19 protein-coding genes are annotated in these 22,596 nt (G+C 72.0%); 17 read left to right on the plus strand and 2 right to left on the minus strand.

Annotated elements, in window-relative coordinates; all coding sequences use genetic code 11:
- Positions 1-30 precede the first annotated feature (30 nt).
- The 4 genes from WMR31_RS14710 to WMR31_RS14725 all read left to right on the plus strand — a co-directional run bounded on the left by WMR31_RS14710 (position 31) and on the right by WMR31_RS14725 (position 4,091).
- Positions 31-582, plus strand: a complete 552-nt coding sequence (locus WMR31_RS14710) for a hypothetical protein (RefSeq protein ID WP_340539608.1) — start codon at positions 31-33, stop codon at positions 580-582.
- Between the two features lie 127 nt (positions 583-709).
- Positions 710-1,513: a YcnI family copper-binding membrane protein gene (locus WMR31_RS14715; protein WP_340539609.1), complete on the plus strand. Its 804-nt coding sequence runs from the start codon at positions 710-712 to the stop codon at positions 1,511-1,513.
- Entirely contained in the window at positions 1,510-3,216 is a 1,707-nt protein-coding gene (locus tag WMR31_RS14720; RefSeq protein WP_340539610.1) for a copper resistance CopC/CopD family protein, read from the plus strand. Before WMR31_RS14715 ends, WMR31_RS14720 begins: the two co-directional genes overlap by 4 nt.
- Positions 3,216-4,091 (plus strand): DUF8832 domain-containing protein, encoded by an 876-nt coding sequence (locus WMR31_RS14725; protein WP_340539611.1) that lies wholly within the window; start codon positions 3,216-3,218, stop codon positions 4,089-4,091. The genes WMR31_RS14720 and WMR31_RS14725 overlap by 1 nt, the downstream gene beginning before the upstream one ends.
- A gap of 213 nt (positions 4,092-4,304) precedes the next feature.
- Here the strand turns inward: WMR31_RS14725 and WMR31_RS14730 are convergent, their stop codons facing one another.
- Positions 4,305-4,739 (minus strand): hypothetical protein, encoded by a 435-nt coding sequence (locus WMR31_RS14730; protein ID WP_340539612.1) that lies wholly within the window; start codon positions 4,737-4,739, stop codon positions 4,305-4,307.
- Positions 4,740-4,877: 138 nt separating this feature from the next.
- Here WMR31_RS14730 and WMR31_RS14735 point away from each other — a divergent pair, with 138 nt between their 5' ends.
- The 7 genes from WMR31_RS14735 (at position 4,878) to WMR31_RS14765 (ending at position 13,652) form a co-directional block, all read left to right on the plus strand.
- Positions 4,878-7,844 (plus strand): Na+/H+ antiporter subunit A, encoded by a 2,967-nt coding sequence (locus WMR31_RS14735; RefSeq protein WP_340539613.1) that lies wholly within the window; start codon positions 4,878-4,880, stop codon positions 7,842-7,844.
- Entirely contained in the window at positions 7,844-8,278 is a 435-nt protein-coding gene (locus WMR31_RS14740) for a Na(+)/H(+) antiporter subunit C (protein WP_340539614.1), read from the plus strand. The genes WMR31_RS14735 and WMR31_RS14740 overlap by 1 nt, the downstream gene beginning before the upstream one ends.
- Positions 8,275-9,972 (plus strand): Na+/H+ antiporter subunit D, encoded by a 1,698-nt coding sequence (locus tag WMR31_RS14745; RefSeq protein WP_340539615.1) that lies wholly within the window; start codon positions 8,275-8,277, stop codon positions 9,970-9,972. The genes WMR31_RS14740 and WMR31_RS14745 overlap by 4 nt, the downstream gene beginning before the upstream one ends.
- Positions 9,969-10,544, plus strand: a complete 576-nt coding sequence (locus WMR31_RS14750) for a Na+/H+ antiporter subunit E (RefSeq protein WP_340539616.1) — start codon at positions 9,969-9,971, stop codon at positions 10,542-10,544. The genes WMR31_RS14745 and WMR31_RS14750 overlap by 4 nt, the downstream gene beginning before the upstream one ends.
- Entirely contained in the window at positions 10,541-10,924 is a 384-nt protein-coding gene (locus tag WMR31_RS14755; protein WP_340539617.1) for an MrpF/PhaF family protein, read from the plus strand. Before WMR31_RS14750 ends, WMR31_RS14755 begins: the two co-directional genes overlap by 4 nt.
- The gene (gene mnhG, locus WMR31_RS14760; RefSeq protein ID WP_340539618.1) at positions 10,921-11,310 is read left to right on the plus strand and encodes a monovalent cation/H(+) antiporter subunit G; all 390 of its coding nucleotides are present in this window, start codon (positions 10,921-10,923) and stop codon (positions 11,308-11,310) included. Before WMR31_RS14755 ends, mnhG begins: the two co-directional genes overlap by 4 nt.
- A 332-nt stretch (positions 11,311-11,642) precedes the next feature.
- Complete coding sequence (locus WMR31_RS14765) at positions 11,643-13,652, plus strand: TIGR03960 family B12-binding radical SAM protein (protein ID WP_340539619.1); 2,010 nt, start codon at positions 11,643-11,645, stop codon at positions 13,650-13,652.
- Between the two features lie 30 nt (positions 13,653-13,682).
- Here WMR31_RS14765 and WMR31_RS14770 read toward each other — a convergent pair whose 3' ends face one another.
- Entirely contained in the window at positions 13,683-14,387 is a 705-nt protein-coding gene (locus WMR31_RS14770) for a DUF4190 domain-containing protein (RefSeq protein WP_340539620.1), read from the minus strand.
- Between the two features lie 121 nt (positions 14,388-14,508).
- Between WMR31_RS14770 and WMR31_RS14775 the strand changes: the two genes are divergently transcribed.
- The 6 genes from WMR31_RS14775 (at position 14,509) to obgE (ending at position 22,596) form a co-directional block, all read left to right on the plus strand.
- Positions 14,509-15,720 carry a winged helix DNA-binding domain-containing protein gene (locus tag WMR31_RS14775; RefSeq protein ID WP_340539621.1) on the plus strand — a complete coding sequence of 404 codons (1,212 nt, stop codon included), beginning with the start codon at positions 14,509-14,511 and terminating at the stop codon, positions 15,718-15,720.
- Positions 15,717-16,484, plus strand: coding sequence for a TIGR03936 family radical SAM-associated protein (locus tag WMR31_RS14780; RefSeq protein WP_340539622.1), 768 nt, complete (start codon positions 15,717-15,719; stop codon positions 16,482-16,484). Before WMR31_RS14775 ends, WMR31_RS14780 begins: the two co-directional genes overlap by 4 nt.
- 337 nt (positions 16,485-16,821) lie before the next feature.
- Positions 16,822-20,118 (plus strand): Rne/Rng family ribonuclease, encoded by a 3,297-nt coding sequence (locus WMR31_RS14785; protein WP_340539623.1) that lies wholly within the window; start codon positions 16,822-16,824, stop codon positions 20,116-20,118.
- Positions 20,119-20,340: 222 nt separating this feature from the next.
- Positions 20,341-20,643 (plus strand): 50S ribosomal protein L21, encoded by a 303-nt coding sequence (rplU, locus tag WMR31_RS14790; protein WP_340539703.1) that lies wholly within the window; start codon positions 20,341-20,343, stop codon positions 20,641-20,643.
- Positions 20,644-20,695: 52 nt separating this feature from the next.
- Positions 20,696-20,950 carry a 50S ribosomal protein L27 gene (gene rpmA / locus WMR31_RS14795; protein WP_340539624.1) on the plus strand — a complete coding sequence of 85 codons (255 nt, stop codon included), beginning with the start codon at positions 20,696-20,698 and terminating at the stop codon, positions 20,948-20,950.
- 110 nt (positions 20,951-21,060) lie between these two features.
- Positions 21,061-22,596, plus strand: a complete 1,536-nt coding sequence (obgE, locus tag WMR31_RS14800) for a GTPase ObgE (protein ID WP_340539625.1) — start codon at positions 21,061-21,063, stop codon at positions 22,594-22,596.

The raw sequence follows: 22,596 nt of genomic DNA on the forward strand, positions 1-22,596 counted from the left end.
GGGAAATCCCGGACCGGGCACAATGGGCCCGTGCTCACGGTCCGCGTCCTGCCGCGCCGGGGGATCCCCCTGCGCGCGGCATGCGCGAGCCTCGAGGTCACCGGGGTCCTCACTCTGGGTCACGTGTGGGCCGGTGGTGTCCTGCCGTCGCTGCCGTGGCTGGCCGCGATGGCGGCCGTGGTCTTCGGTGCCGGCCTGTTGGTGCTCCGCGGCCGGATCCGTCCCCTGGTCGCCGTGCCGGCGCTGGTCGCGGTGCAGCTGCTGCTGCACGCCTGGCTGAGCGCCCTGACCATGGGCGGCGCCCACCACGAGCACCTGGGCAGCGCGCACGGAGCCGCCCTGGCGCCCGCGATGCTCGCCGTGCACGTCGCCGGGGGCCTGTTCACCGCGCTCGCGTGGGAGCTGCGCGCCCGCGTCGTCGACGTCGTGGTCACCTGGACTCGCCTGACGAGCCCGCCCTATCTCCTCGCCCGCCGGGCCCCCGCCCCGGTCTTCGGTCCGACTGCCTGGTCGCGCCGCTTCGTCGTCTCCGCCGCCCCGCGCCGCGGACCGCCCGCGCGCCCGCTCCTCACCCCTGCCTGAATACGCCTGCCTGAATCCACCGGGGAGGCGAGTCGGCGCATCTGTGCGCCGACTCGGCACTGGCTGCCGCCCCGACCCACGTACTTCGCGCGCTCAAGCGCGCCCTTCGACGAAGGAAGAAAACCTCATGAACCTGCGACCCAGTCGCCGCGCGCTCGCGCGCCTCGGTGCCGCCGCCGGCGGTACCACCGTCCTCGCGCTCGCCCTCGCGGCGCCCGCCTCCGCGCACGTCACCGTGACGCCGTCCGACACCGCGGCCGGTGCCTACACCGTGCTCACCTTCAGTGTCGGGCACGGCTGCGAAGGCTCGCCGACCACCGGGATCCGGATCCAGATCCCGGAGGGGATCAACTCGGTGACCCCGACGCGCACGCCGTTCTACGACGTCACCAAGCAGACCAAGAAGCTCGACCCGCCGGTCACCGACGCGCACGGCAACCAGCTCACCGAGCGCGTCGACACCGTCACCTACACCGCGAAGACGCCGCTGCCCGACGGCATCCGCGACACCTTCGAGCTCTCGCTCCAGCTGCCCGAGGACGCCGCCGGACAGGACCTGGCGTTCAAGACGATCCAGACCTGCCAGACCGGTGAGACGGCGTGGATCGAGATCCCGGCCGAGGGCCAGTCCGAGGACGACCTAGCCAGCCCGGCGCCGGCGTTCACCGTCACCGACGCCGAGGGCGACGGCCACGGTCACGGCGAGATGGCCGAGACCGGCGAGACCGGCGAGACGGCCGGGGACGCCGGGGACGGCACCCAGTCCGACACCTCGGAGGAGGCCGCCACGGACACCGACGCCGGCGACTCCGACGACTCCGGGAATGGTCTGGCGATCGCCGGCCTGGTGGCCGGCATCGCGGGCATCCTGGTCGGCGGGTTCGCGCTGATGCGCGGCCGCGGCAACGGCAGCGGAACCGCGAACAGTTGACCAGGGTCCCGCGGTCGCTGACGGCCGCGGGGCTGGCGCTGGCCGCCCTCCTCGTCCTCGCCGCAGGACTGGTGGTGGGGGCGGCGGCGCCGGCCTCCGCCCACGCGACGCTCGTCGGCACCGACCCCACCGAGGGGGAGGTGCTGACGAGCACGCCCGACGTCGTCACCCTCACCTTCGACGAGGCGGTCTCGGTGCCCGCCGACGGCGTGCTGGTCTACGACGCCGCCGGCGAGCCGGTCGAGGCCGAGGTGCGCAGCGCCGACAAGCAGATCACCACCGACCTGCCGGAGAGTCTCGACGACGGCACCTACGTGGTGGTGTGGCGCGCGATCTCCGCCGACGGGCACCCGATCGCCGGCTCCCTCACCTTCTCCATCGGTGCGCCGAGCCCCGAGGTGGCCGCCCCCAAGACGCCGGAGGCCGACTCCGGGTCGGTCCGGACGGCGTTGAGCATCGCCCAGGGCATCAACTACCTCGGCCTGCTCGCGGCCGCCGGGCTGGTCGTGTTCCTCGCCTGGACGCTCGCGGGTGTCCGGATCGACGACGGCGTCCGGGACCGACTGCACCGGGTCTTGTGGTCGGCCGCCGGCCTGGCGTTCCTCGGGGGGATCGCCACGATCCCGCTCACCGGCGCCTACCAGCAGGGCCTCGCGATCACCCAGCTCGGGGAGTCGCAGGCCGTCGACCTCGCCTTCGTCGGCGACGACCTGCTCGTCGTCGGCCTCGAGGTGGTGGGTCTGCTCGTGGCGATGGTGACGATCACGCGCGCCGGCCTCGGCCCGCGCGGGCGCCGCCTGGCGATCGCAGCCGCGGCGGTGGCCGCGCTCGCACCGGCCCTCGTGGGCCACTCGCGTGCCATCGACCCCGTCTGGCTGGTCACCACGACCGACCTGCTGCACCTGGCGGCCGGCGCGACCTGGCTCGGCGGCCTCCTCGGGCTGGCGCTCACGCTGCGCTCGCTCAGCGGCCGCGAACAGGACGTCGCCCGTGTCCTCACCCGGTTCTCGGGTATCGCCGCGGCGCTGCTCGGCCTCCTCGCGGTCACCGGCGTGCTCATGGCGTGGCGCATCCTCGACGGCTGGCGGCCGCTGTTCGACACCTCGTACGGACGACTGCTGATCGTCAAGGTCGCCATCGCCGGAGTCGTCGCGATGGTGGCCGGCTACAACCGCCTGCGCCTGCTTCCCGCCGCCACCGGCGGGCTCGGCCACACCGCGCGACGCGACGCCGCACGTCGCGTCGGCCGCGCCGTCCGCGTCGAGGCTGGGCTGCTCGTCGTCCTGCTCGGCGTCACCGGATTCCTCACCAACCAGTCGCCGCGCGAGGCGCCGGTCGTGCGCGACCCCGTTGCCTCGCGGGTCGAGGTGGGCGTGCTCGACGAGTCCGCCACGGCCTCGGAGCAGGACGCCGCGAAGGTGCTCGCCACGCTCCTGCCCGGCACCCGCGGCGCGAACACGATCACCGTGCAGATCCAAGACGTCGGGGGCGAGCCGATCGACGGCGCCGCCGAACCCGTCCTCACCGTCCGCTCGGCCGACGGCGAGGTCGACCTGGGCACCCAGCCGGTGGTGCCGACCGGCGCCGGCACCTTCGTCGCCGACCTGGTGATCCCCGCGTCGGGCCAGTGGGTGCTCCAGGTGAGCCTGCGCGCCAGCGAGTTCGACAACCCGCTCACGACCGTCACATTCGAGGTGCGCTGATGCTCAGGAGTCCACGCCTGCTGATCGCCGTCGCGGCCGCGGTGGCCGTCGTCGTCGCGGTATCGATCGTGCTGCTCACCCGATCGACCGACGCCCCCGCCGATCCGGACCGGAAGGTGATCTCGCCCGCAGGCGAGGGCGAGAAGCACACCCACGTCAGGCTGATCGGCGACGGCACCACCCCCACCGCCGGCGGCTATCGGCTGGCCGAGGTGACCTTCCCGAAGCGCTCGCGGGAGATCGGCGACCTCACCTTCAAGATCCTCGACCCGCAGGGTGCGGTGGTCACCGACTACGTGGAGGAGCAGACCAAGCTCCTGCACCTCTACGTCGTCCGCGACGACCTCGTCGACTTCCGGCACCTGCACCCGGTACTCGGGGACGACGGCGTCTGGCGCGCCCGGGTCGACGTGGCCGACCCCGGCCGCTACCGGGTGATCGCCGAGTTCGCGCCGACCGCGCTGACCGACGGCAGCCAGGTCGTGCTCGGCACCCACGCCGTCGTCGAGGGCACGCCGCCACCGGCCGGACCGGCCCCCGAGAGCACCGGATCCGACGGGCTGGTGACCCTCACCGGCCCCGAGACGCTCCCCGCGGGCCAGGACAGCCGGTTCGAGATCGGCGTCAGCGACGGCGCCGACGGCGTCCTCAACCTCGGCACCTACCTCGGCTCCTACGCGCACCTGACCGGCTTCGACGTCGAGACCGGTGCCTTCGTGCACGCCCACCCGCTCGGTGCACCCACGGCCACCGACCGGGGGAGCGACCTGACCTTCCACACCTCTTTCGACGTCCCCGGCACCTACCGGCTGTTCGTGCAGGTGCGGGTCGACGGCTTCGTGCACACGGTCCCGTTGAGCGTGATCGTCCGGTAGCGGTTCGGGCCTCGGTGGGAGCGCCGCGGGACCCTCCGGGTCCGGGATTTCCCCGGTCGACCGGGGAAACCTGAACTTGTCGGGCGAAATATCGGCCGTCAAGTTCATGGATCAGCCGCCCAGTCGGACGCGAACTCGGGAGATCCGCCGGCCACGGCCGCCCGCTCCAGAGCGAGACGGGCCGGCGCTCACCCCGTCGATCGGAGCCAGGGGTCAGGGGTTGCGGCGCACCCGGATCGTCGGGCTGACGTCGCCGCGGCAGCCCGGCTTCGCCTTCACCTTGGCGAAGAAGCGTCCCTCGGTGCCGGTGTTGCCGGTCGACCAGTCGTAGGTGCCGTCCGCGTTCGGCTCGTCGCCGGTGGTGTCGGAGGCGAACAGGTGCGGGACGCCGTCGACCAGCTTGTAGACGCGGACCTCGCGCTCGGCCGCACATCGCACGGGACGGGTGCTGCCGAGCGTGCCGAACATGTCGGTGCCCTCGGAGTCGATGGTCACCGTGACCGGGGCGCGCGCGGCGCGGGCCGCGTCGTCTGCCGCGGTCGCGGGTCCGGTGGCGCCAGGCGCAGCGCTGATGGCCAGGCCGAGGGCGCCGGTGAGCAGGGTCAGGCCGAGGCCGGTACGGACGGCGTCGGCGGGGGTCGCGAACATGGCTTTCCTCTCCGGGGACGGATCTCGTCCTCCGCTCGCAAGGAGCGCCTCGGCGGCAGCCTGATACGTGTCAGAGCACCCCCGGGCGCCCTGTAAACTCATGCCTCACGGGCGCCTGTCGGACGGCGTCCCGAGTGCGTGGACCGCCGGTCCGCGTGCCGCGCTTCGATCGACCTTCGGAAGGCCGGATCCCTGCTCGCTCTCGTCCTGGCGCACGGCGTCGCCGCGGCCCTCGCGCCGGTGTTGGTTCGCGCGCTCGGACGCCGCGCGTTCCTCGCCCTCGCGCTCGCGCCCCTGGCCGCGGTGGTGTGGGCGTGCGCGCAGACCGGTGAGGTGCTCGACGGCGGCGTGATCGTCTCGTCGACGTCGTGGATCCCCGCGTTGGGCTTCGATCTGGTCTTCACCCTGGACGCGCTGCGCTGGCTGATGGTGCTCATCGTGGCCGGCATCGGCGTCGTGGTGCTCTTCTACTGCACCTGGTACTTCACCGACGCCTCGCGCGGGCTGGTCACCTTCGCCAGCAGCTTCATCGCCTTCGTCGGGGCGATGCTCGGCCTGGTCCTGGCCGACAACCTGCTGGTGCTGTTCGTGTTCTGGGAGCTCACCACGATCTCCTCCTTCCTGCTGATCGGGTTCAACCCGACCAGTGCCGCGAGCCGCCGCGCCGCGGTGCAGGCGCTCCTGGTCACCACGCTCGGCGGCCTGGCGATGCTCATCGGGATGCTGCTGCTCGGCGCCCGTGCCGAGACGTTCTCGCTAGGCGCGATCCTGGCCGCGCCGCCCTCCGGCACCGCGATCACCGTCGCGGTCTGGCTGATGCTGATCGGCGCGTTGAGCAAGTCGGCCATCGTGCCGTTCCAGTTCTGGCTGCCCGGCGCGATGGCGGCACCGACGCCGGTGAGCGCCTACCTGCACGCGGCGTCGATGGTCAAGGCCGGGCTGTTCCTGGTCGCAGTGCTGGCCCCCACGTTCGACGACACGCCGGGATGGCGCCCGGTCCTGCTCACCCTCGGCGTCGTCACCATGCTCAGCGGCGGCTGGCGGGCGCTGCGGCAGCTCGACATCAAGCTCCTCCTGGCCTTCGGCACGGTCAGCCAGCTCGGCTTCCTGCTCGTCCTGCTGGCCCTCGGCACCCGCACCGCCGCACTCGCGGGCACCGCGCTGCTGCTGGGCCACGCACTGTTCAAGTCGACCCTGTTCCTCACCGTCGGCATCATCGACCGGCTCACCGGCACCCGGGACCTCCAGGAGCTGAGCGGAGTCGGACGCCGCCTGCCGGTCCTCACGGTCGCCGCCGTGCTCGCGGGCGCCTCGATGGCCGGGCTACCGCCGCTGCTCGGCTTCGTCGGCAAGGAGTCGATGTGGGCGGCGCTGCTCGAGCTCACCCATGCGGGCAACCCGGCCGGCGTCGAGCCGTGGGCCGGGTGGCTCCTGCTCGGCGGCGTCCTGGTGGGCTCGATGTTCACCGTCGCCTACACCGCGCGCTTCTTGTGGGGCGCCTTCGCCGACAAGCGCGGTGTGCCGCCGACCGTGGTGGCTCCGGCGCCGCCGCCGTTCCTCGCCGGGCCGGTGCTGCTGGGCTTCGGCGGTCTGGCACTCGGCTTCGCCGGTGCAGCCCTCACCTCGGCGCTCGAGCCCTACGCCGACCTGCTGCCCGACGGCGACCACCCGGCCTACCTCGCGCTCTGGCACGGCTGGGAGCTCCCGCTGCTGCTCACCGCGATCGCCGTCATCGTCGGCCTGGGACTGTTCCGGGTCCGAGACGCGGTGTGCGCGTTCCAGGCGCGGTTCGAGCTGCCGATGTCGGGTGCCCGGGTCTACCGGGCGGTGCTGCGCGATCTCGACCGGCTGTCGGTCGAGGTCACCGGCCGGGTGCAACGCGGCTCGGCCGCCTCCTACCTGGCGATCATCCTAGTCGTGCTCGCGCTCGGACCGGGCACGGCGATGGTCCTCGCCCTGATCGAGGGACCCGAGATCTCGGTCTTCTTGTGGGACACCCCCGGTCAGGTGCTGATCGCGGTCGTGATGATCCTGGCCGCCCTGTTCACGGTGCGCTCGCGCCGCCGCCTGCGCGCGTTCATCCTCGCCGGCTTCACCGGCTACGGCTGCGGCCTGCTGTTCATCCTCCAGGGCGCCCCCGACATCGCGCTCACCCAGATCCTGGTGGAGACCGTCGCGCTGGTCGTGGCCGTCCTGGTGCTGCGCAGGCTGCCCGACTACTTCACCGACCGGCCGCTGCGCCCGATCCGGTACGCCCGGATGGCGCTGGCCGCGGTCGTGGGTGCGGTGGTGTCCGGCGTCCTCGTCGTGGCCGCCAGCTCGCGCACCGCCGAGGCCATCTCGACCCGGTTCGCCGAGGCGGCCTACGACTTCGGCTACGGCCGCAACGTCGTGAACGTGACCCTGGTCGACATCCGAGCCTGGGACACCTTCGGCGAGATCTCGGTCCTGGTCGTCGCGGCCACCGGCGTGGCGTCGTTGATCTTCCTCGACTCCCGCAGCGGCGGGGTGAGGCGCCTGGCCCAGGCCGGGCCACGCACCACCGAGATCCGCACCGCGGATCAGCCGGCGCCGACCACGCGGAGCCGCACCTGGCTGCCGGCTCCGGGCACGATGAGCCCAGAGCGCCGCTCGATCGTCTTCGAGGTCATCACCCGGATGATCTTCCACAGCATCCTGCTGTTCTCGGTCTACCTCCTCATCGCCGGCCACAACCTTCCCGGCGGCGGCTTCGCGGCCGGAATGGTGGCCGGTCTCGCGCTGATGGTGCGCTACCTGGCCGGCGGCCGCTACGAGCTCGCCGAGGCGCTGCCGGTCGATGCGGGCGTGCTGATCGGTACCGGGCTCTTCGTAGCCGCCCTCTCGGCGCTCGGGCCGGTCGCCTTCGGTGGCCAGGTGCTGCAGACCGCCGACGTCTACCTGAGCCTCCCGCTCCTCGGCGAGCTCCACCTCGTCTCCTCGGTCGGCTTCGACATCGGGGTCTACCTGGTGGTGATGGGCCTGGTGCTCGACCTGCTGCGCACCTTCGGCGCCCGCCTGGACCGTCAGATCATCCAGGCCCAGCGCGACGAGACCGCCGAGACGCACGGGGAGGTGTCGTCCTGATGGAGATCAACCTCACCTTGGTGATCGTCGCCGGCGCCCTGGCCGGGTGCGGTGCCTACCTACTGCTCGAGCGCAGCCTGACCAGGGTCCTGGTCGGCCTGGTCCTGCTGAGTAATGGCGTCAACGTCGCGATCCTCTCCACCGGCGGCCGAGCAGGAGAGGCGCCGTTCTTCGGATCCGCCGCGGTCGACGAGATGTCGGATCCGTTGCCGCAGGCGATGGTGCTCACCGCGATCGTCATCACCCTCGGCACCCTGGCCTTCCTGCTGGCCATGGCGCACCGCAGCTGGCAGCTGACCGGACACGACGACGTCCAGGACGACACCGAGGACGCCCGTATCCGGCGGCTGGCCGACACCGATGCCACCTCCGACAGCTACGACATGACCGTCGACGGCGAGGAGAACGACGAACCCGAGGAGGAGGGCGCATGACCTCGTTGGTCCCGCTGCCGGTACTGCTCCCGCTCCTGGGGTCGGGTGCCGCGCTGATGCTCTTCCGCTTCCCGAGGGCCCAGCGGCTGGTGAGCGTCAACGTGCTCGCCCTGGTGGTCGTGGTGTCCGCGATCCTGCTCGTCGTGGCCGACCGGGAGGGCCCGCAGGTCGTCTGGCTCGGAGGATGGGGCGACCTCGGCGTCGCGCTGGTCGCCGACCGGCTCGCCGCGCTGATGCTGCTGGTGTCCTCGATCGTCACCCTCGCTGTGCTGCTGTACTCGCTGGGGCAGGGCATCACCGACAGCAACCGCTCGGCTCCGGTGTCGATCTACCACCCGACGTTCCTCACCCTGGTGGCCGGCGTGAGCAATGCCTTCCTCGCCGGCGACCTGTTCAACCTGTTCGTCAGCTTCGAGATCCTGCTGTTCGCCAGCTACGTGCTGCTCACCCTGGGCGGAACCGGCGGCCGGATCCGGGCGGGGACCATCTACGTGGTCGTCAACGCGCTCTCCTCGATGCTCTTCCTCATCACGATCGCCGCCGTGTACGCCGCCGTCGGCACGCTCAACCTGGCCCAGATCGCCGAGCGACTCGACGACCTGCCCCACTCCACGTCGTTGATGCTGCACCTGCTGCTGCTCGTCACGTTCTCGATCAAGGCCGCGGTCTTCCCGCTCTCGCTGTGGCTGCCCGACAGCTACCCGACGGCGCCCGCACCGGTCACCGCGGTGTTCGCCGGCCTGCTCACCAAGGTCGGCGTCTACGCGATCATCCGCACCGAGACCCTGCTCTTCCCAGGCGGCGACCTGGGACCGGCGCTGATGGTCTTCGCGATGCTCTCGATGCTGATCGGCATCCTCGGCGCGATCGCGCAGTCGGACATGAAGCGGCTGCTGTCCTTCACCCTGGTCAGCCATATCGGCTACATGATCTTCGGCATCGGCCTGGCCACCGAGGCAGGCACCGCCGGTGCGGTGTTCTACGTCGCCCACCACATCACCATCCAGACCGCACTCTTCCTGGTGGTCGGGATGATCGAACGGCAGGCCGGCAGCACCTCGCTGCTGCGGGTCGGAGGACTGGCCCGGCTGTTCCCGTTCCTGGCGCTGCTGTTCTTCGTCTCGGCCATGAACCTCGCCGGAATCCCGCCGCTGTCGGGCTTCTTGGGCAAGGTCGGCCTGCTCCAGGCGGGTGTCGCCGTCGACACTCCGCTGGCGTGGGTGCTGGTCGGCGTCGGCACCCTGACCAGCCTGCTCACGCTGTACGCCGTCGCGAAGGCCTGGTCGTTGGCCTTCTGGCGCTCGCCGGCCGAGGCGCACGCGATGGCCGAGGAGATCGCGGCCGCGGACGCGGCGGTCGACGCCGCGAAGGATCTCGCGTCCGGTCGCGCCGCGGTGGGGCGGCGCGCGCAGGTCCGGGTCGGCACGACGTCCTTCGATGCCAGCGAGATCGCCCAGGCCGGCGCCATCGTCGACGCCGACCAGCCCGATCGCGATCTGCACCAACGCCTGGAGTCCGACGGCGTCCCGGCGCGCCTGCCCCGGCTGATGACCGCCCCGGCAGCGGGACTGGTCGCGGTCAGCGTCGCGATCACCGTCGTCGCCGGTCCGCTGTATGCCTTCACCGAGCGGGCGGCAGCCGACCTGATGGCCCGCGACCCCTACCTCACCGCGGTCAGCGAGGCCGCCCGATGAACGCCACGCGGATCAAGGTCCGCCGGGCCACCCAGCGCGCCCGGCGCCACGTGCAGTGGCAGATGGTGCTGTGGCTGACGCTGGTGTGGTGGGTGCTGTGGGGTACCTGGTCGCTGATGTCGCTGGTCGGGGGAGCCCTGATCTCCACCTCGCTGCTGCTCCTGTTCCCTCTGCCGCCCCTCGACCTGGCGATCCGGATCCGTCCGTGGGGGGTCGTGGTGCTGGTCGCCCGCTTCTTGTGGGACGTCGTCGTGGCCAGCCTCCAGGTCGCCGCGGCCGTGCTCCGGCCCCGCCCCGACCTGCGCAATGCGATCGTCAAGGTGCCCCTGCACACCGACTCCGACCTGGTGCTCGTCCTCGTCGCCGAGCTGGTCTCGCTGGTGCCCGGCACGGTGGTGGTGGAGGTACGTCGTTCGACCTCGACGTTGTACCTGCACGTCTTGGACCTCACCTCGCCCGAGCAGGTCGAGGACGTGCGCCGCAACGTCTGGGCGCAGGAGAAGCGGGTCCTGGACGCCCTCGCGCCGGTGGCGCTGGACGACTCGGCCAAGGAGAAGGGAGCGGGGTCGTGACCGGCGTGCTGATCGCCGCCGTCGTGGTCCTCGCGGTCGCGGCGGTGCTGGTGACCGTGCGGATGGCGATCGGTCCGACCATGCTCGACCGGGCCATCGCCTTCGACGTCGTGGTGGCGATCTCCATCGTCGCGATCTCCGTCGACGCCGCCCTGCGCCGCACCTCGGAGAACCTGCCCCTCCTGCTGGTCGCCACCCTGCTCGGCTTCGTGGGGTCCATCAGCATCGCGAGGTTCAGTCCCGGCAGCGACGACCCGGAGCCCTCGGGCGGCGACGACGGCGACCGGGCCGACGACGAGGAGGAGGACGGCGCGCCCGTGATCGACGGCTCCGACGGCGGCGCCGGTGCTGCGGGGCTCGCGGGGGAGGGGACGCGATGACCGACGTCCTGGACCTGCTCGGCGCGGTCTGCATCCTCCTCGGCTCCTCGCTGAGCCTGATCGCGGCCATCGGCGTGCTGCGCTTCCCCGACCTGCTCAGCCGGATGCACGCGGCCACCAAGCCCCAGGTGCTCGGCCTGATGCTGGTGATGACGGGCCTCACGCTGGTCCTGCGCGAGCCGTCGGCGGCCGCCCTCGGAGTCCTGATCGTGTTCGCCCAGATGAGCACCGCGCCGGTCGCCGCCCACATGGTCGGACGCGCCTCCTACCGCGCCGGGCAGATGCGCGATGACCTCCTCCTCGTCGACGAGCTCAGCGACGACGACGATCCCGAGCTCAACCCGCCGCCCGGTCCCGGCTCGCCCGAGCTCGACCCGCCTCGCTGATCTGGGGTCATCGGTGATCGGGGGTGATCGGGACCGTTCCGCGCAATTGCGTGGATCGGGTCGGTCTACCTGCGGGTAATGGTGCCGAACGGCGCAATTGCGCGGAATGGTGCGGTCGGGGCGGGCTGGTGCGGCGCAATTGCGCGGAAGGGTGCAGTTGGGCGGGCTGTTGAGGGCCCGAACGGCGCAATTGCGCGGAACGGTGCAGTTGGGCGGCCTGGCGAGGGCCCGAACGGCGCAATTGCGCGGAACGGGTCGACTCGGAAGGGCACGAAGCCGCCGTGGTCGCCGTCCATTCGGGTCAGCGGCACAACGCTCGTAGAGTTGAGCGCATGTCTGTTGGGCAGTCTGTGGGATCCGCGAGCGTCTTCCCCCGCCTCGAGCCGCGCCTGGCCTCGGTCTCCAAGCCGATCCAGTACGTCGGCGGCGAGCTGAACTCGACGGTCAAGGACTGGGACTGCGCGCCGGACGGCGAGACGGTGCGCTGGGCGCTGATGTACCCCGACGCCTACGAGGTGGGTCTGCCGAACCAGGGCGTCCAGATCCTCTACGAGGTCCTCAACGAGCGCGACTGGATCGTGGCCGAGCGCACCTACGCGGTCTGGCCCGACATGGAGGCGGTGATGCGCGAGGGCGACGAGCACGGGCCGATCCCGCAGTTCACCGTCGACGCGCACCGTCCGGTCCGCGACTTCGACCTCTTCGGGCTGAGCTTCTCCACCGAGCTCGGCTACACCAACATGCTCAACGCGCTCGACCTGGCCGGCATCCCGGTGCACTCGGCCGACCGGACCGACGCCGATCCCGTCGTCCTCGCCGGCGGGCACGCCGCGTTCAACCCCGAGCCGATCGCCGACTTCATCGACGCCGCCGTCCTCGGTGACGGCGAGGAGGTCGTCCTGGCGATCTCCGAGATCGTGCGCGAGTGGAAGGCCGAGGGCCGCCCTGCCGGCGAGATGGGCTCCGGCCGCGACGAGCTGCTGCGGCGCCTGGCGGTCACCGGCAACATCTACGTGCCGCGGTTCTACGACGTGACGTACGACGACGGGCCGGGTGGCACCGGTGCGATCGCGGAGGTGGCCCCCAACCGCCCGGGCATCCCGCACCGGGTCCGCAAGCACACCCTGATGGACCTCGACGCCTGGCCCTACCCGGCCAAGCCGCTGGTGCCGCTGGCCGAGACCGTGCACGAGCGGTTCAGCGTGGAGATCTTCCGCGGCTGCACCCGCGGCTGCCGGTTCTGCCAGGCGGGGATGATCACCCGCCCGGTGCGCGAGCGCTCGATCGAGACCATCGGCGCGATGGTCGAGAACGGCATCCGCAAGAGCGGTTTCGAGGAGGTCGGCCTGCTCTCGCTGTCCAGCGCCGACCACACCGAGATCGCCGAGGTCGCCGAGGACCTCGCCGATCGCTACGAGGGCTCGAACGTCTCGCTCTCGCTGCCCTCCACCCGCGTCGACGCCTTCAACATCACCCTGGCCAACGAGTTCTCCCGCAACGGACGCCGCTCCGGTCTCACCTTCGCCCCCGAGGGCGGCAGCGAGCGGATGCGCAAGGTGATCAACAAGATGGTCACCGAGGAGGACCTCATCCGCACCGTCGCCACGGCGTACTCGCACGGCTGGCGTCAGGTGAAGCTCTACTTCATGGTCGGCCTGCCCACCGAGGAGCTCGACGACGTGCTCCAGGTCGCCGAGCTGGCCAAGGCCGTGATCGCCAAGGGCCGCGAGGTCACCGGCCACAACGACATCCGCTGCACCGTCTCCATCGGCGGCTTCGTGCCCAAGCCGCACACGCCGTTCCAGTGGGCCGCCCAGCTCGACGTCGAGACCACCGACGACCGGCTACGCCAGCTGCGCGACGTCGTCCGTGCCGACAAGCGCTTCGGCCGCGCGATCGGCTTCCGCTACCACGACGGCAAGCCCGGCATCATCGAAGGCCTGCTCTCCCGGGGCGACCGCAGGGTCGGCCGCATCATCGAGGCCGTGTGGCGCGACGGCGGCCGCTTCGACGGGTGGAGCGAGCACTTCTCCTACGAGCGCTGGATGCAGGCGGCCGAGACGGCGCTGGCGGGCACCGGCGTCGACCTGGCCTGGTTCACCACCCGCGAGCGCGACTACGAGGAGACCCTCCCCTGGGACCACCTCGACTCCGGCCTCGACAAGGACTGGCTCTGGGCCGACTGGGAGGACGCCCTCGCCGTCGCCGACGGCAGCGCCGACGTCGAGGTCGAGGACTGCCGCTGGACCCCCTGCTACGACTGCGGCGTGTGCCCCGAGATGAACACCGAGATCCAGATCGGTCCCACCGGGCAGCGGCTGCTGCCGCTCAGCGTGGTCTAGGGATCAGCTGCCCGAGGCCGCGGCCCGCGCCTACGGCAGCTGCTTGCTGCTGAACCGGTCGTCCTTGTCCTTGGGGGCCACGTAGCACAGGGCCTTGTCGCTGCTGGCGGGGTCCTGGTCCTCGTTGACCAGTTGGTACCGGACGTTGTCGCCGAGCTTGGCGGCCACGCCGGGGGTCTCCTGCTCCATGAGGGCGGTGCAGATGAGGGCCGAGGCGCCGGCGTCGGTGAAGTCGTCGGGGTTCGAGGGTGTGAGCGGGTTGCCGTCGGGGCCCTTGAGATCGGTGATCTCGCCGAAGGTGCCGGTCCAGGTGATCTCGGCGTCGTGCTTCTCGTCGCACTTGGCCTCGCGCAGCAGCACGGAGTCGTCGGTCTCGTCGACGTTGATGCACTGGCCGACCTTGGCCTGGTCGACGTCGACCACCGACTTGGCGTAGATGACGAAGAAGACGATTCCGCCGGCCATGATCAAGGTGCCGAGGACGCCGATGATCGAGGCCGAGATCGCCGCCCAGCGACCCTTGCGCTTGCCGTTCTTGGTGCGGCCGAGGCCGATGAAGCCGAGGATCGCGCCGACGATCGAGAGGCAGCAGGTGAGGCTGAAAATGAAGCCGGTGATCGAGACGGCGTCGGTCTTCGCCGGCTGGCCGCCGTACGGGTTCGGCTGCCCGTAGGGGTTGTTGCCGTAGGGCTGCTGGCCCTGGTTGGGGTTGTACGGGTCGTACGGGTTGCTCATGCGTGGTCCTCGGAGTCCGGTGGTCGGCCCGAGGGTGGGCCGAGCGGGAGCGGGCGGGTGCCGGGGTGATGGTGGCACACAGTCTCGCAGGAGTGTCCCCGGAATCCGGCACCATATGCCCGTGAGCCTTCCTGTGCCCCCGGTGCGTCACCTCGATGACGCCGAACGCCGCCGCCGGCTGGCGCGCCGGCACGGCATCGCGCCCTGGTCGCGACTCGCCTCGCCGGAGGCGGCCACCCGCGCGATGACGGTGCTCCACTCCACCGAGCCGGCCACCGTGTACCTCTCGTTGCACGCACGGGTGTCCGACCTCGCGGTCGCCGATGTCGACCGGGCGCTGTTCGAGGAGCGCAGCCTGGTCAAGCAGCTCGCGATGCGCCGCACCCTGTTCGTCTTCCCGCGCGACCTCCTGGCGGCCGCGTGGGGGAGCGCCTCGGCGCGGGTCGCCGACATCGAGCTCAAGCGGATGGCCAAGGACGTCGAGCTGGCCGGGCTCAGCCCCGACGGCGTGGCCTGGGTCCACGACTCGCGGGCCGCGATCCTCGGCGCCCTGGCCGACCGGCCCGATGGCCTGACCGCTCTCGAGGTCCGCGACCTGCTCCCCGAAGTGGCGGTGAAGCTCGACGTCACCGCCGGCTCGGTCTGGAACCACAGCCGGATCCTCACCCACCTCGGCCTCACCGCCGACCTGATGCGCGGCACCAACACCCAGCACTGGCGGCTCTCGCGACCTCGCTGGACCCGCACCGCCGACTGGCTCGACGACGTCCCCGAGCCCACGACCTCCGCCGAGGGCTACGCCGAGCTCGTCGCCCGCTGGCTGCGCACCTTCGGGCCGGGCACCGAGGCCGATCTGGTGTGGTGGCTGGGCAGCACCAAGAGCGCGGTGCGCGCCGCGCTCGCGAGCCTGGACGCCGCGGCGGTCACCCTCGACGGCGGCGCGATCGGCTGGCTGCTGCCCGACGATCTCGACGAGGAGCCGGACTGCGAGCCCTGGGCCGGGTTGCTGCCGGTGCTCGACCCCACCGTCATGGGCTGGAAGGGGCGCGACTTCTACCTCGGCGGCCATGGCCCGCAGCTGTTCGACCGCAACGGCAACGCGGGCACCACCGCCTGGGTCGACGGCAGGATCGTCGGCTGCTGGGTGCAGGACGACGCCGGGACGGTCGGCGTGCGACTGCTCGAGCCGGTCTCCGAGGAGGCCGCCGCCGCGCTGCGCGCCGAGGCCGAGCGCCTCAGCGGGTGGCTCGACGGCACCCGCGTGGGGACGGTCTACCCTTCGGCAGCGATGAAGAGCAACGACGCCGCAGAGGGGGGATGGATCCCGCTATGAGCCGCCAACCACCCGAGCAGCAGGCGCCACCGGTGCAGCGACTGCGGATCCGCTACGCCAAGCGCGGGCGGCTCCGGTTCACCAGTCACCGCGACTTCAGTCGCGCCTTCGAGCGCGCGGTCTTCCGCGCCCGCATCCCGATGGCGTACTCCTCGGGCTTCAACCCACACCCGCGCATCTCCTATGCCGGCGCCGCGCCCACCGGCTCGGCCAGTGAGGCCGAGTACCTCGAGATCGCGCTCGCGCAGGTGGTCGAGCCCGCCGACGTGCACGCGCAGCTCGCCGAGGCCCTGCCCGACGGTCTCGACGTCCTCGAGGTCATCGACGCCGCCACCCTGCGCCGGCCCCAGCCGTCGGGCCAAGCAGCGGTGCCGAGCCTGGCCGACCTGCTCCAAGCCAGTCGGTGGACGATCGGTCCGCTCGCCGGGGTCAGCGCGGCGGACGCTGAGGCCGCCGTGACGCGCTTCCTCGCCGAGGAGTCGGTGCTGGTCGAGCGGATGACCAAGAAGGGGCTGCGGGAGTTCGACGCCCGCGCCGCCGTCCTCGATCTCGGCGTCCGCGACACGCCCGGCCACGCCGACGACGCGGTGTCACTCGAGCTCGTCCTGCGGCACACCGTCCCTGCCGTGCGCCCCGACGACGTGCTGGGCGGCCTGGCGCGTCTCACCGGCCTCGACCCGGGCCCCTCGCCCCTGCTCACCCGCCTCCAGCAAGGCCCGCTCGACGAGGCCACCGGCGAGGTCGGCGACCCCTTCGCGCGATAGCTCTCCGGCGAACGGCGAATCCCGGCGCCGGGTGTGGTGTGCGATACTGCGAGTGGTGACCGAGCGGTGCTCCCCGAGCCCCGCGAAGCCACCCGACGACGAACTGGCCGGCCGAGCTCGTGGGCCGACCCGATGAACCAGGTCGTCGCCAGACCGCGACGCGGTCCGGGATCGGTGAGAGCGGTCTCGGGCAGTGCGACCGCGGCAGGCGGCCGACGAGGTGCAGCGCCGCCCTGCGGAGGACGCCGCCGCCGACCAGACTTCGTGTTGCCGCGCCTGAGTACGCCGGTGCGACAACACCAGACCCCGGCTGTGCCGGGATGAGGAGCAGCACGCCATGGCTGACGACGAGACCCAGGCCGACAACCAGACCGACGCGACGCAGGCTCCGCCCTCGCCGGAGGAAACCGAGCCGCCCGCTGCCGCCCCGGCGAAGAAGGCCGCGGCCAAGAAGGCGGCGCCCAAGAAGGCGGCTGCCAAGCGGACCACCAAGAAGGTGGCCGCACCCGCCGAGCCGCCCGAGCCCGCCCTCGACCCGACCGACCAGGTCGAGGCCGGCGCCGCCGCGCCGGGCGAGGCAGGCGAGTCGGGCGAGGCCGCGGCCCCGGCCAAGAAGGCCCCGGCCAAGAAGGCCGCTGCGAAGAAGGCCGCCAAGAAGGCGCCGGCCAAGAAGACCGCTGCGAAGAAGACGGCCAAGAAGGCGCCCGCCAAGAAGGCCGCCGCGACGGCCGAGGCCGCCCCCGCCGACGAGGTGCCCGCCGACGACGAGACCAGCGGGTCGTCCGCCGAGTCGGGCGATGGGTCCAGCAGCCCGTCCGGCACGATGCCGCTCTTCCAGGTGCCCGAGACCGAGCCGGCGCCGGCGAAGAAGACGGCTGCGAAGAAGACCGCCAAGCGGGCGACCAAGAAGACCGCGAAGAAGCCCGAGCAGCCCGAGCCGGCCGAGTCGGTCGCAGAGTCCGCCGACGCCGAAGAGCCGGACGTGGCCGATGCCCCGGCCGTGGCTCCCGCCTCGGAGCCCGCGGACGACGTCGAGAGCAGCGAGCCGGCCGAGGGCGCCGAGGGTGCCGAGGGTGCTGAAGGCACGGGGCAGGTCGACGACAGCGATGAGACCGCGAGCTCCGACGACGATGCCGAGTCGGAGAGCGGGCCGCGCCGCCGTCGTCGCCGGGGCGGCCGGCGTCGCCGTCGCAGTGGCGACTCCAGCGACTCCGCCAACGACGGCGACGACGACCCCGACACCTCCTCCGGCCGGTCGGAGGGCTCGGGGGGCTCGGAGAAGTCCGACGGCTCGGCCGAGGACGCCGGGGGCGAGGGTGGCGGCAGCTCGTCGCGCCGCCGCCGCAAGCGCCGCCGCGAGGGCGACTCCGGCGACAGCAGCGGCGACGACCCGAGCAACACCACCACCCGCGTGCGCCGGGCCCGTTCGCCCGAGGACGAGATCACCGCGGTCAGCGGCTCCACCCGCCTGGAGGCCAAGAAGCAGCGCCGCCGCGAGGGCCGGGAGGCAGGTCGCCGCCGGGCCCCGATCGTGAGCGAGGCCGAGTTCCTGGCCCGCCGCGAGTCCGTCGACCGGGTCATGGTCGTGCGCCAGCGCGAGGACCTGACCCAGATCGGCGTCCTGGAGGACAAGGTCCTCGTCGAGCACTACGTCGCGCGTGAGTCCCAGACCTCGCTGATCGGCAACATCTACCTCGGCCGGGTGCAGAACGTGCTGCCCTCGATGGAGGCGGCGTTCATCGACATCGGCAAGGGCCGCAACGCGGTCCTCTACGCCGGCGAGGTCAACTGGGCCCAGTTGGGCCACAAGGACGGCAACCCCCGCAAGATCGAGTCGGTGCTCTCCTCGGGCCAGACCGTGCTGGTGCAGGTCACCAAGGACCCCATCGGCCACAAGGGAGCCCGCCTGACCAGCCAGATCAGCCTGGCCGGCCGGTTCCTCGTCTACGTGCCCGACGGCACGACGTCGGGCATCTCGCGCAAGCTCCCCGACACCGAGCGGCACCGCCTCAAGACCCTGCTCAAGGAGATCGTCCCCGACACCGCGGGCGTCATCGTGCGCACCGCCGCCGAGGGCGCCAGCGAGGCCGAGCTGACCCAGGATGTCGAGCGGCTCAAGGCCCGCTGGGAGGAGATCGAGGCCAAGACCAAGGGCCGCGGGAACAACCCGCAGCTCCTCTACGGCGAGCCCGACCTCACCCTCAAGGTCGTCCGCGACCTGTTCACCGAGGACTTCGCCAAGCTCGTCGTCCAGGGCGACGACGCCTGGGAGCTCGTGCGCGGCTACGTGCACGACGTCGCTCCCGACCTCGAGCAGCGCCTGGAGAAGTACGACCCCGCCGAGCACAACGACGTCGACGTGTTCGCGGCCCACCGCATCGACGAGCAGATCGCCAAGGCGCTGGATCGCAAGGTGTTCCTGCCCTCGGGCGGTTCCCTGGTCATCGACCGCACCGAGGCGATGACCGTGGTCGACGTCAACACCGGCAAGTTCACCGGCTCGGGGGGCAACCTCGAGGAGACGGTGACCAAGAACAACCTCGAGGCGGCCGAGGAGGTCGTGCGCCAGCTGCGGCTGCGCGACATCGGCGGGATCATCGTCGTCGACTTCATCGACATGGTGCTGGAGTCCAACCGCGACCTGGTGCTGCGCCGACTCGTCGAGTGCCTGGGCCGCGACCGCACCCGCCATCAGGTCGCCGAGGTCACCTCGCTCGGCCTGGTGCAGATGACCCGCAAGCGGATCGGCACCGGCCTGCTGGAGTCGTTCAGCGAGAACTGCGAGCACTGCCAGGGTCGCGGTGTCGTCGTCCACGAGCTGCCGGTCGAGCCCAAGCGCGGCCAGAACGACGACCATGGCTCCTCGGGGTCGGGCTCCGGCTCGGGGGAGCGTCGCAGCGGACGTCGCCGCGGCGGTCGCGGACGTGGCGACGACTCGGCCGCCGCGCCGGCCGCGATCACGCCGCCGGCCCACAAGCCGAGCCCGGCGGAGTTCGCGGCCATGGCCAATGCGGAGTCGCACAAGGACGACGAGCCCAAGGACGCCGAGGTCAAGGCCAGCGATCCCAAGGACAGCGAGACCGCTGTGGCGCCGGCCGCCGAGAACGGCGCTGCCAAGGGCTCGCGGAGGGCCGCGGGGAAGGCGCCCGCGAAGGCCATCGAGAAGGCGTCCGCGAAGGCGATCGAGAAGCGTGCCGACGACGTCGGCGAGCCCGCGCCGACCGACCCGAAGGCGGAGGCGCCGGCGCCCGCAGCGGGCACCGTGCCGCCGACCGAGCCCGCCGAGCCGACCGAGCCGGCCGCCCCCCGCGTCGTCACCCGGGCCCGGCGTGGTGTGTCGCGCACCGTCGCGAGCACCCCGGCCGCCGCGCTGACTCCCGTGGAGCCGGTCGTCGCTGACGCCTCGGCCGTGCCGGTGGCGCCCGACGTCGCCCCGGAGCCTCCCAAGGTCAGCACCCGGACCCGGGGCCGGGGCAGCGCACGCGCTGCCCGCGCCGCGGCTGCCGGGGAGGACGCGGCCGCGACCGGCCACGGGCCTGACGGCGATGACGCCGGCGCGCCGGGCGAGCAGACCGAGCACGCCGACGACAACGGCCTGCACGTGCCGATCAAGCGCAAGGGACGCAAGCGCTGATCGTCGCGGGCGGGTGCCCGGCCCGGCTCGTTTTGCCCAGCCGGACTCCGATCCGTACGATTGACCCTCGGTGCGTGCTCGCGACGTGACGAGACCCACCGGCTCGTGCCCGGCACCCGAGTTTCTCTACCGAGTCTCTTGGCCGTGCGGCTGAGCCCAGATCACCTCACGGCAAGTAACCGAGCAGCAGCAACAGACGGCAACACGATGAAGGAGACCGCGGTGTACGCGATCGTGCGCGCAGGCGCCAAGCAGCAGAAGGTCGCTGTCGGCGACGTCATCGAGATCGACCAGGTCTCGACGCCGGTCGGCGACACGCTGACCCTGCCCGTCGTGATGGCCGTCGACGGCGAGACCGTCACCGCCACCGGTCTGGACAAGGCCGCGGTCACCGTCGAGGTCCTCGGCGGCACCAAGGGCCCGAAGATCGTCATCCAGAAGTACAAGAACAAGACCGGCTACAAGCTGCGCCAGGGTCACCGCCAGAAGTACACCCAGGTCAAGGTCACCGACATCTCGCTCTGAGCGCCTCTCGCGCTCGGATCGGCCCCAAACCGCCAGCACACAAGGAACTGACATGGCTCACAAGAAGGGCGCGGCGTCCACCAAGAACGGCCGCGACTCCAACTCCCAGCGCCTCGGCGTCAAGCGCTTCGGCGGCCAGACCGTCAACGCCGGCGAGATCATCGTCCGCCAGCGGGGCACCCACTTCCACCCCGGCAGCGGCGTCGGCCGCGGCGGCGACGACACGCTGTTCGCGCTGATCCCTGGCGCGGTCGAGTTCGGTCGCAAGCGCGGCCGCAAGGTCGTCAACATCGTCCCGGGCGAGTGACCTGACGCTCACCCCGCGCACCAGCGCATCCCGTAGCACCTCGACAGGGCGTCCCGATCCGGGGCGCCCTTGTTGATTTCACCAGCAGTCACCCAGGGCAGGAGCTCGTCATGGCCGTACCCACCTTCGTCGATCGGGTCACGCTCCACGCCAGCGCCGGCCGCGGCGGTCACGGAGTCGCCTCGGTGCACCGCGAGAAGTTCAAGCCGCTCGGTGGCCCCGACGGCGGCAACGGCGGCCCCGGCGGCTCGGTGATCCTGCGGGTCGACCCCGACGTCACCACGCTCGTCGACTACCACCACAGCCCGCACCGCAAGGCCGAGCACGGCGGCCAGGGGGCAGGCTCGCACCGCAACGGCGCGCATGGCTCGGACCTGGTGCTGCCGGTGCCCGACGGGACCGTGGTGAGCCTGAAGAACGGCGAGGTGGTGGCCGACCTGATCGGCCCCGGAACCGAGCTGGTCCTGGCCCAGGGCGGCCGCGGCGGCCTCGGCAATGCCGCCTTGGCCAGCGCCAAGCGCAAGGCGCCCGGCTTCGCGCTGCTGGGGGAGCCCGGCGACGAGGTCGAGGTCATCTTGGAGCTCAAGGTCGTGGCCGACATCGGCCTGGTGGGCTTCCCGAGTGCCGGCAAGTCCAGCCTGATCGCTGCGATCTCGCGAGCGCGGCCCAAGATCGCCGATTACCCCTTCACCACCCTGGTGCCCAACCTGGGCGTCGTCCGGGCCGGTGAGGTCACCTTCACCGTCGCCGACGTGCCCGGCCTGATCGAGGGCGCCAGCGACGGTCGCGGGCTCGGCCACGACTTCCTGCGCCACATCGAGCGCTGCGCCGCGATCGTGCACGTGCTCGACACCGCCACCTTCGAGCCGGGCCGCAATCCCGTCGACGACCTCGACATCATCGAGAACGAGCTGAGCCGCTACGGCGGCCTGGAGGACCGGCCGCGGCTGGTCGCGCTGAACAAGATCGACGTCCCGGACGGGCGCGACATCGCCGACATGGTGATCGACGACCTGCGCGAGCGCGGCTACCGCGTGTTCCCGGTCTCCGCGGCCTCCGGCGAAGGTACCCGCGAGCTGATCTTCGCCATGGCCGAGATCGTCCTGGCCTCTCGCGAGGCGAAGGCGGTCGACGTCGCCGAGCGGATCGTGCTGCGCCCGCCGAGCGCCGACGGCGGTTCCGACTTCACCGTCGAGCAGACGGGCGAGGGGTGGCGGGTGCGCGGGACCAAGCCGGAGCGCTGGGTGCGCCAGACCGACTTCAGCAACGACGAGGCGGTCGGCTTCCTCGCCGACCGGCTCAACCGGCTCGGGGTGGAGAAGAAGCTGCTCGAGCTCGGCGCCGAGGACGGCGACACCGTGCTGATCGGGCACCCCGACAACTCGGTGGTCTTCGACTTCCGGCCCACCCTCGACGCCGGCGCCGAGAACCTCGCGCGCCGGGGCGAGGACACCCGGCTGCGCGAGGAGCGCCCGGCCGCCGGACGCCGTCGGGCGATCCAGGAGGCCCTTCCCGAGCGCGGCGAGGGCGAGACCCGGGCCGACGTCGCGCGGCGCATCGACAAGCCCGAGGTCTACGGGCCGACCTCGTACGAGATCGGCTCCGCGGAGGACCCCGACTGGGGCGAGAGCGATCCCGGTGAGTAG

Source organism: Nocardioides epinepheli, from assembly GCF_037936805.1.
GTDB lineage: Bacteria > Actinomycetota > Actinomycetes > Propionibacteriales > Nocardioidaceae > Nocardioides.

Excerpts from the sequence above, each read along its gene's own strand:
- WMR31_RS14715 (WP_340539609.1), top strand. The coding sequence starts at position 710 with ATGAACCTGCGACCCAGTCGCCGCGCGCTCGCGCGCCTCGGTGCCGCC.
- WMR31_RS14725 (WP_340539611.1), top strand. The coding sequence starts at position 3,216 with ATGCTCAGGAGTCCACGCCTGCTGATCGCCGTCGCGGCCGCGGTGGCC.
- WMR31_RS14730 (WP_340539612.1), bottom strand. The coding sequence starts at position 4,739 with ATGTTCGCGACCCCCGCCGACGCCGTCCGTACCGGCCTCGGCCTGACC.
- WMR31_RS14740 (WP_340539614.1), top strand. The coding sequence starts at position 7,844 with ATGGAGATCAACCTCACCTTGGTGATCGTCGCCGGCGCCCTGGCCGGG.
- WMR31_RS14745 (WP_340539615.1), top strand. The coding sequence starts at position 8,275 with ATGACCTCGTTGGTCCCGCTGCCGGTACTGCTCCCGCTCCTGGGGTCG.
- WMR31_RS14750 (WP_340539616.1), top strand. The coding sequence starts at position 9,969 with ATGAACGCCACGCGGATCAAGGTCCGCCGGGCCACCCAGCGCGCCCGG.
- mnhG (WP_340539618.1), top strand. The coding sequence starts at position 10,921 with ATGACCGACGTCCTGGACCTGCTCGGCGCGGTCTGCATCCTCCTCGGC.
- WMR31_RS14765 (WP_340539619.1), top strand. The coding sequence starts at position 11,643 with ATGTCTGTTGGGCAGTCTGTGGGATCCGCGAGCGTCTTCCCCCGCCTC.
- WMR31_RS14770 (WP_340539620.1), bottom strand. The coding sequence starts at position 14,387 with ATGAGCAACCCGTACGACCCGTACAACCCCAACCAGGGCCAGCAGCCC.
- WMR31_RS14780 (WP_340539622.1), top strand. The coding sequence starts at position 15,717 with ATGAGCCGCCAACCACCCGAGCAGCAGGCGCCACCGGTGCAGCGACTG.
- WMR31_RS14785 (WP_340539623.1), top strand. The coding sequence starts at position 16,822 with ATGGCTGACGACGAGACCCAGGCCGACAACCAGACCGACGCGACGCAG.
- rpmA (WP_340539624.1), top strand. The coding sequence starts at position 20,696 with ATGGCTCACAAGAAGGGCGCGGCGTCCACCAAGAACGGCCGCGACTCC.
- obgE (WP_340539625.1), top strand. The coding sequence starts at position 21,061 with ATGGCCGTACCCACCTTCGTCGATCGGGTCACGCTCCACGCCAGCGCC.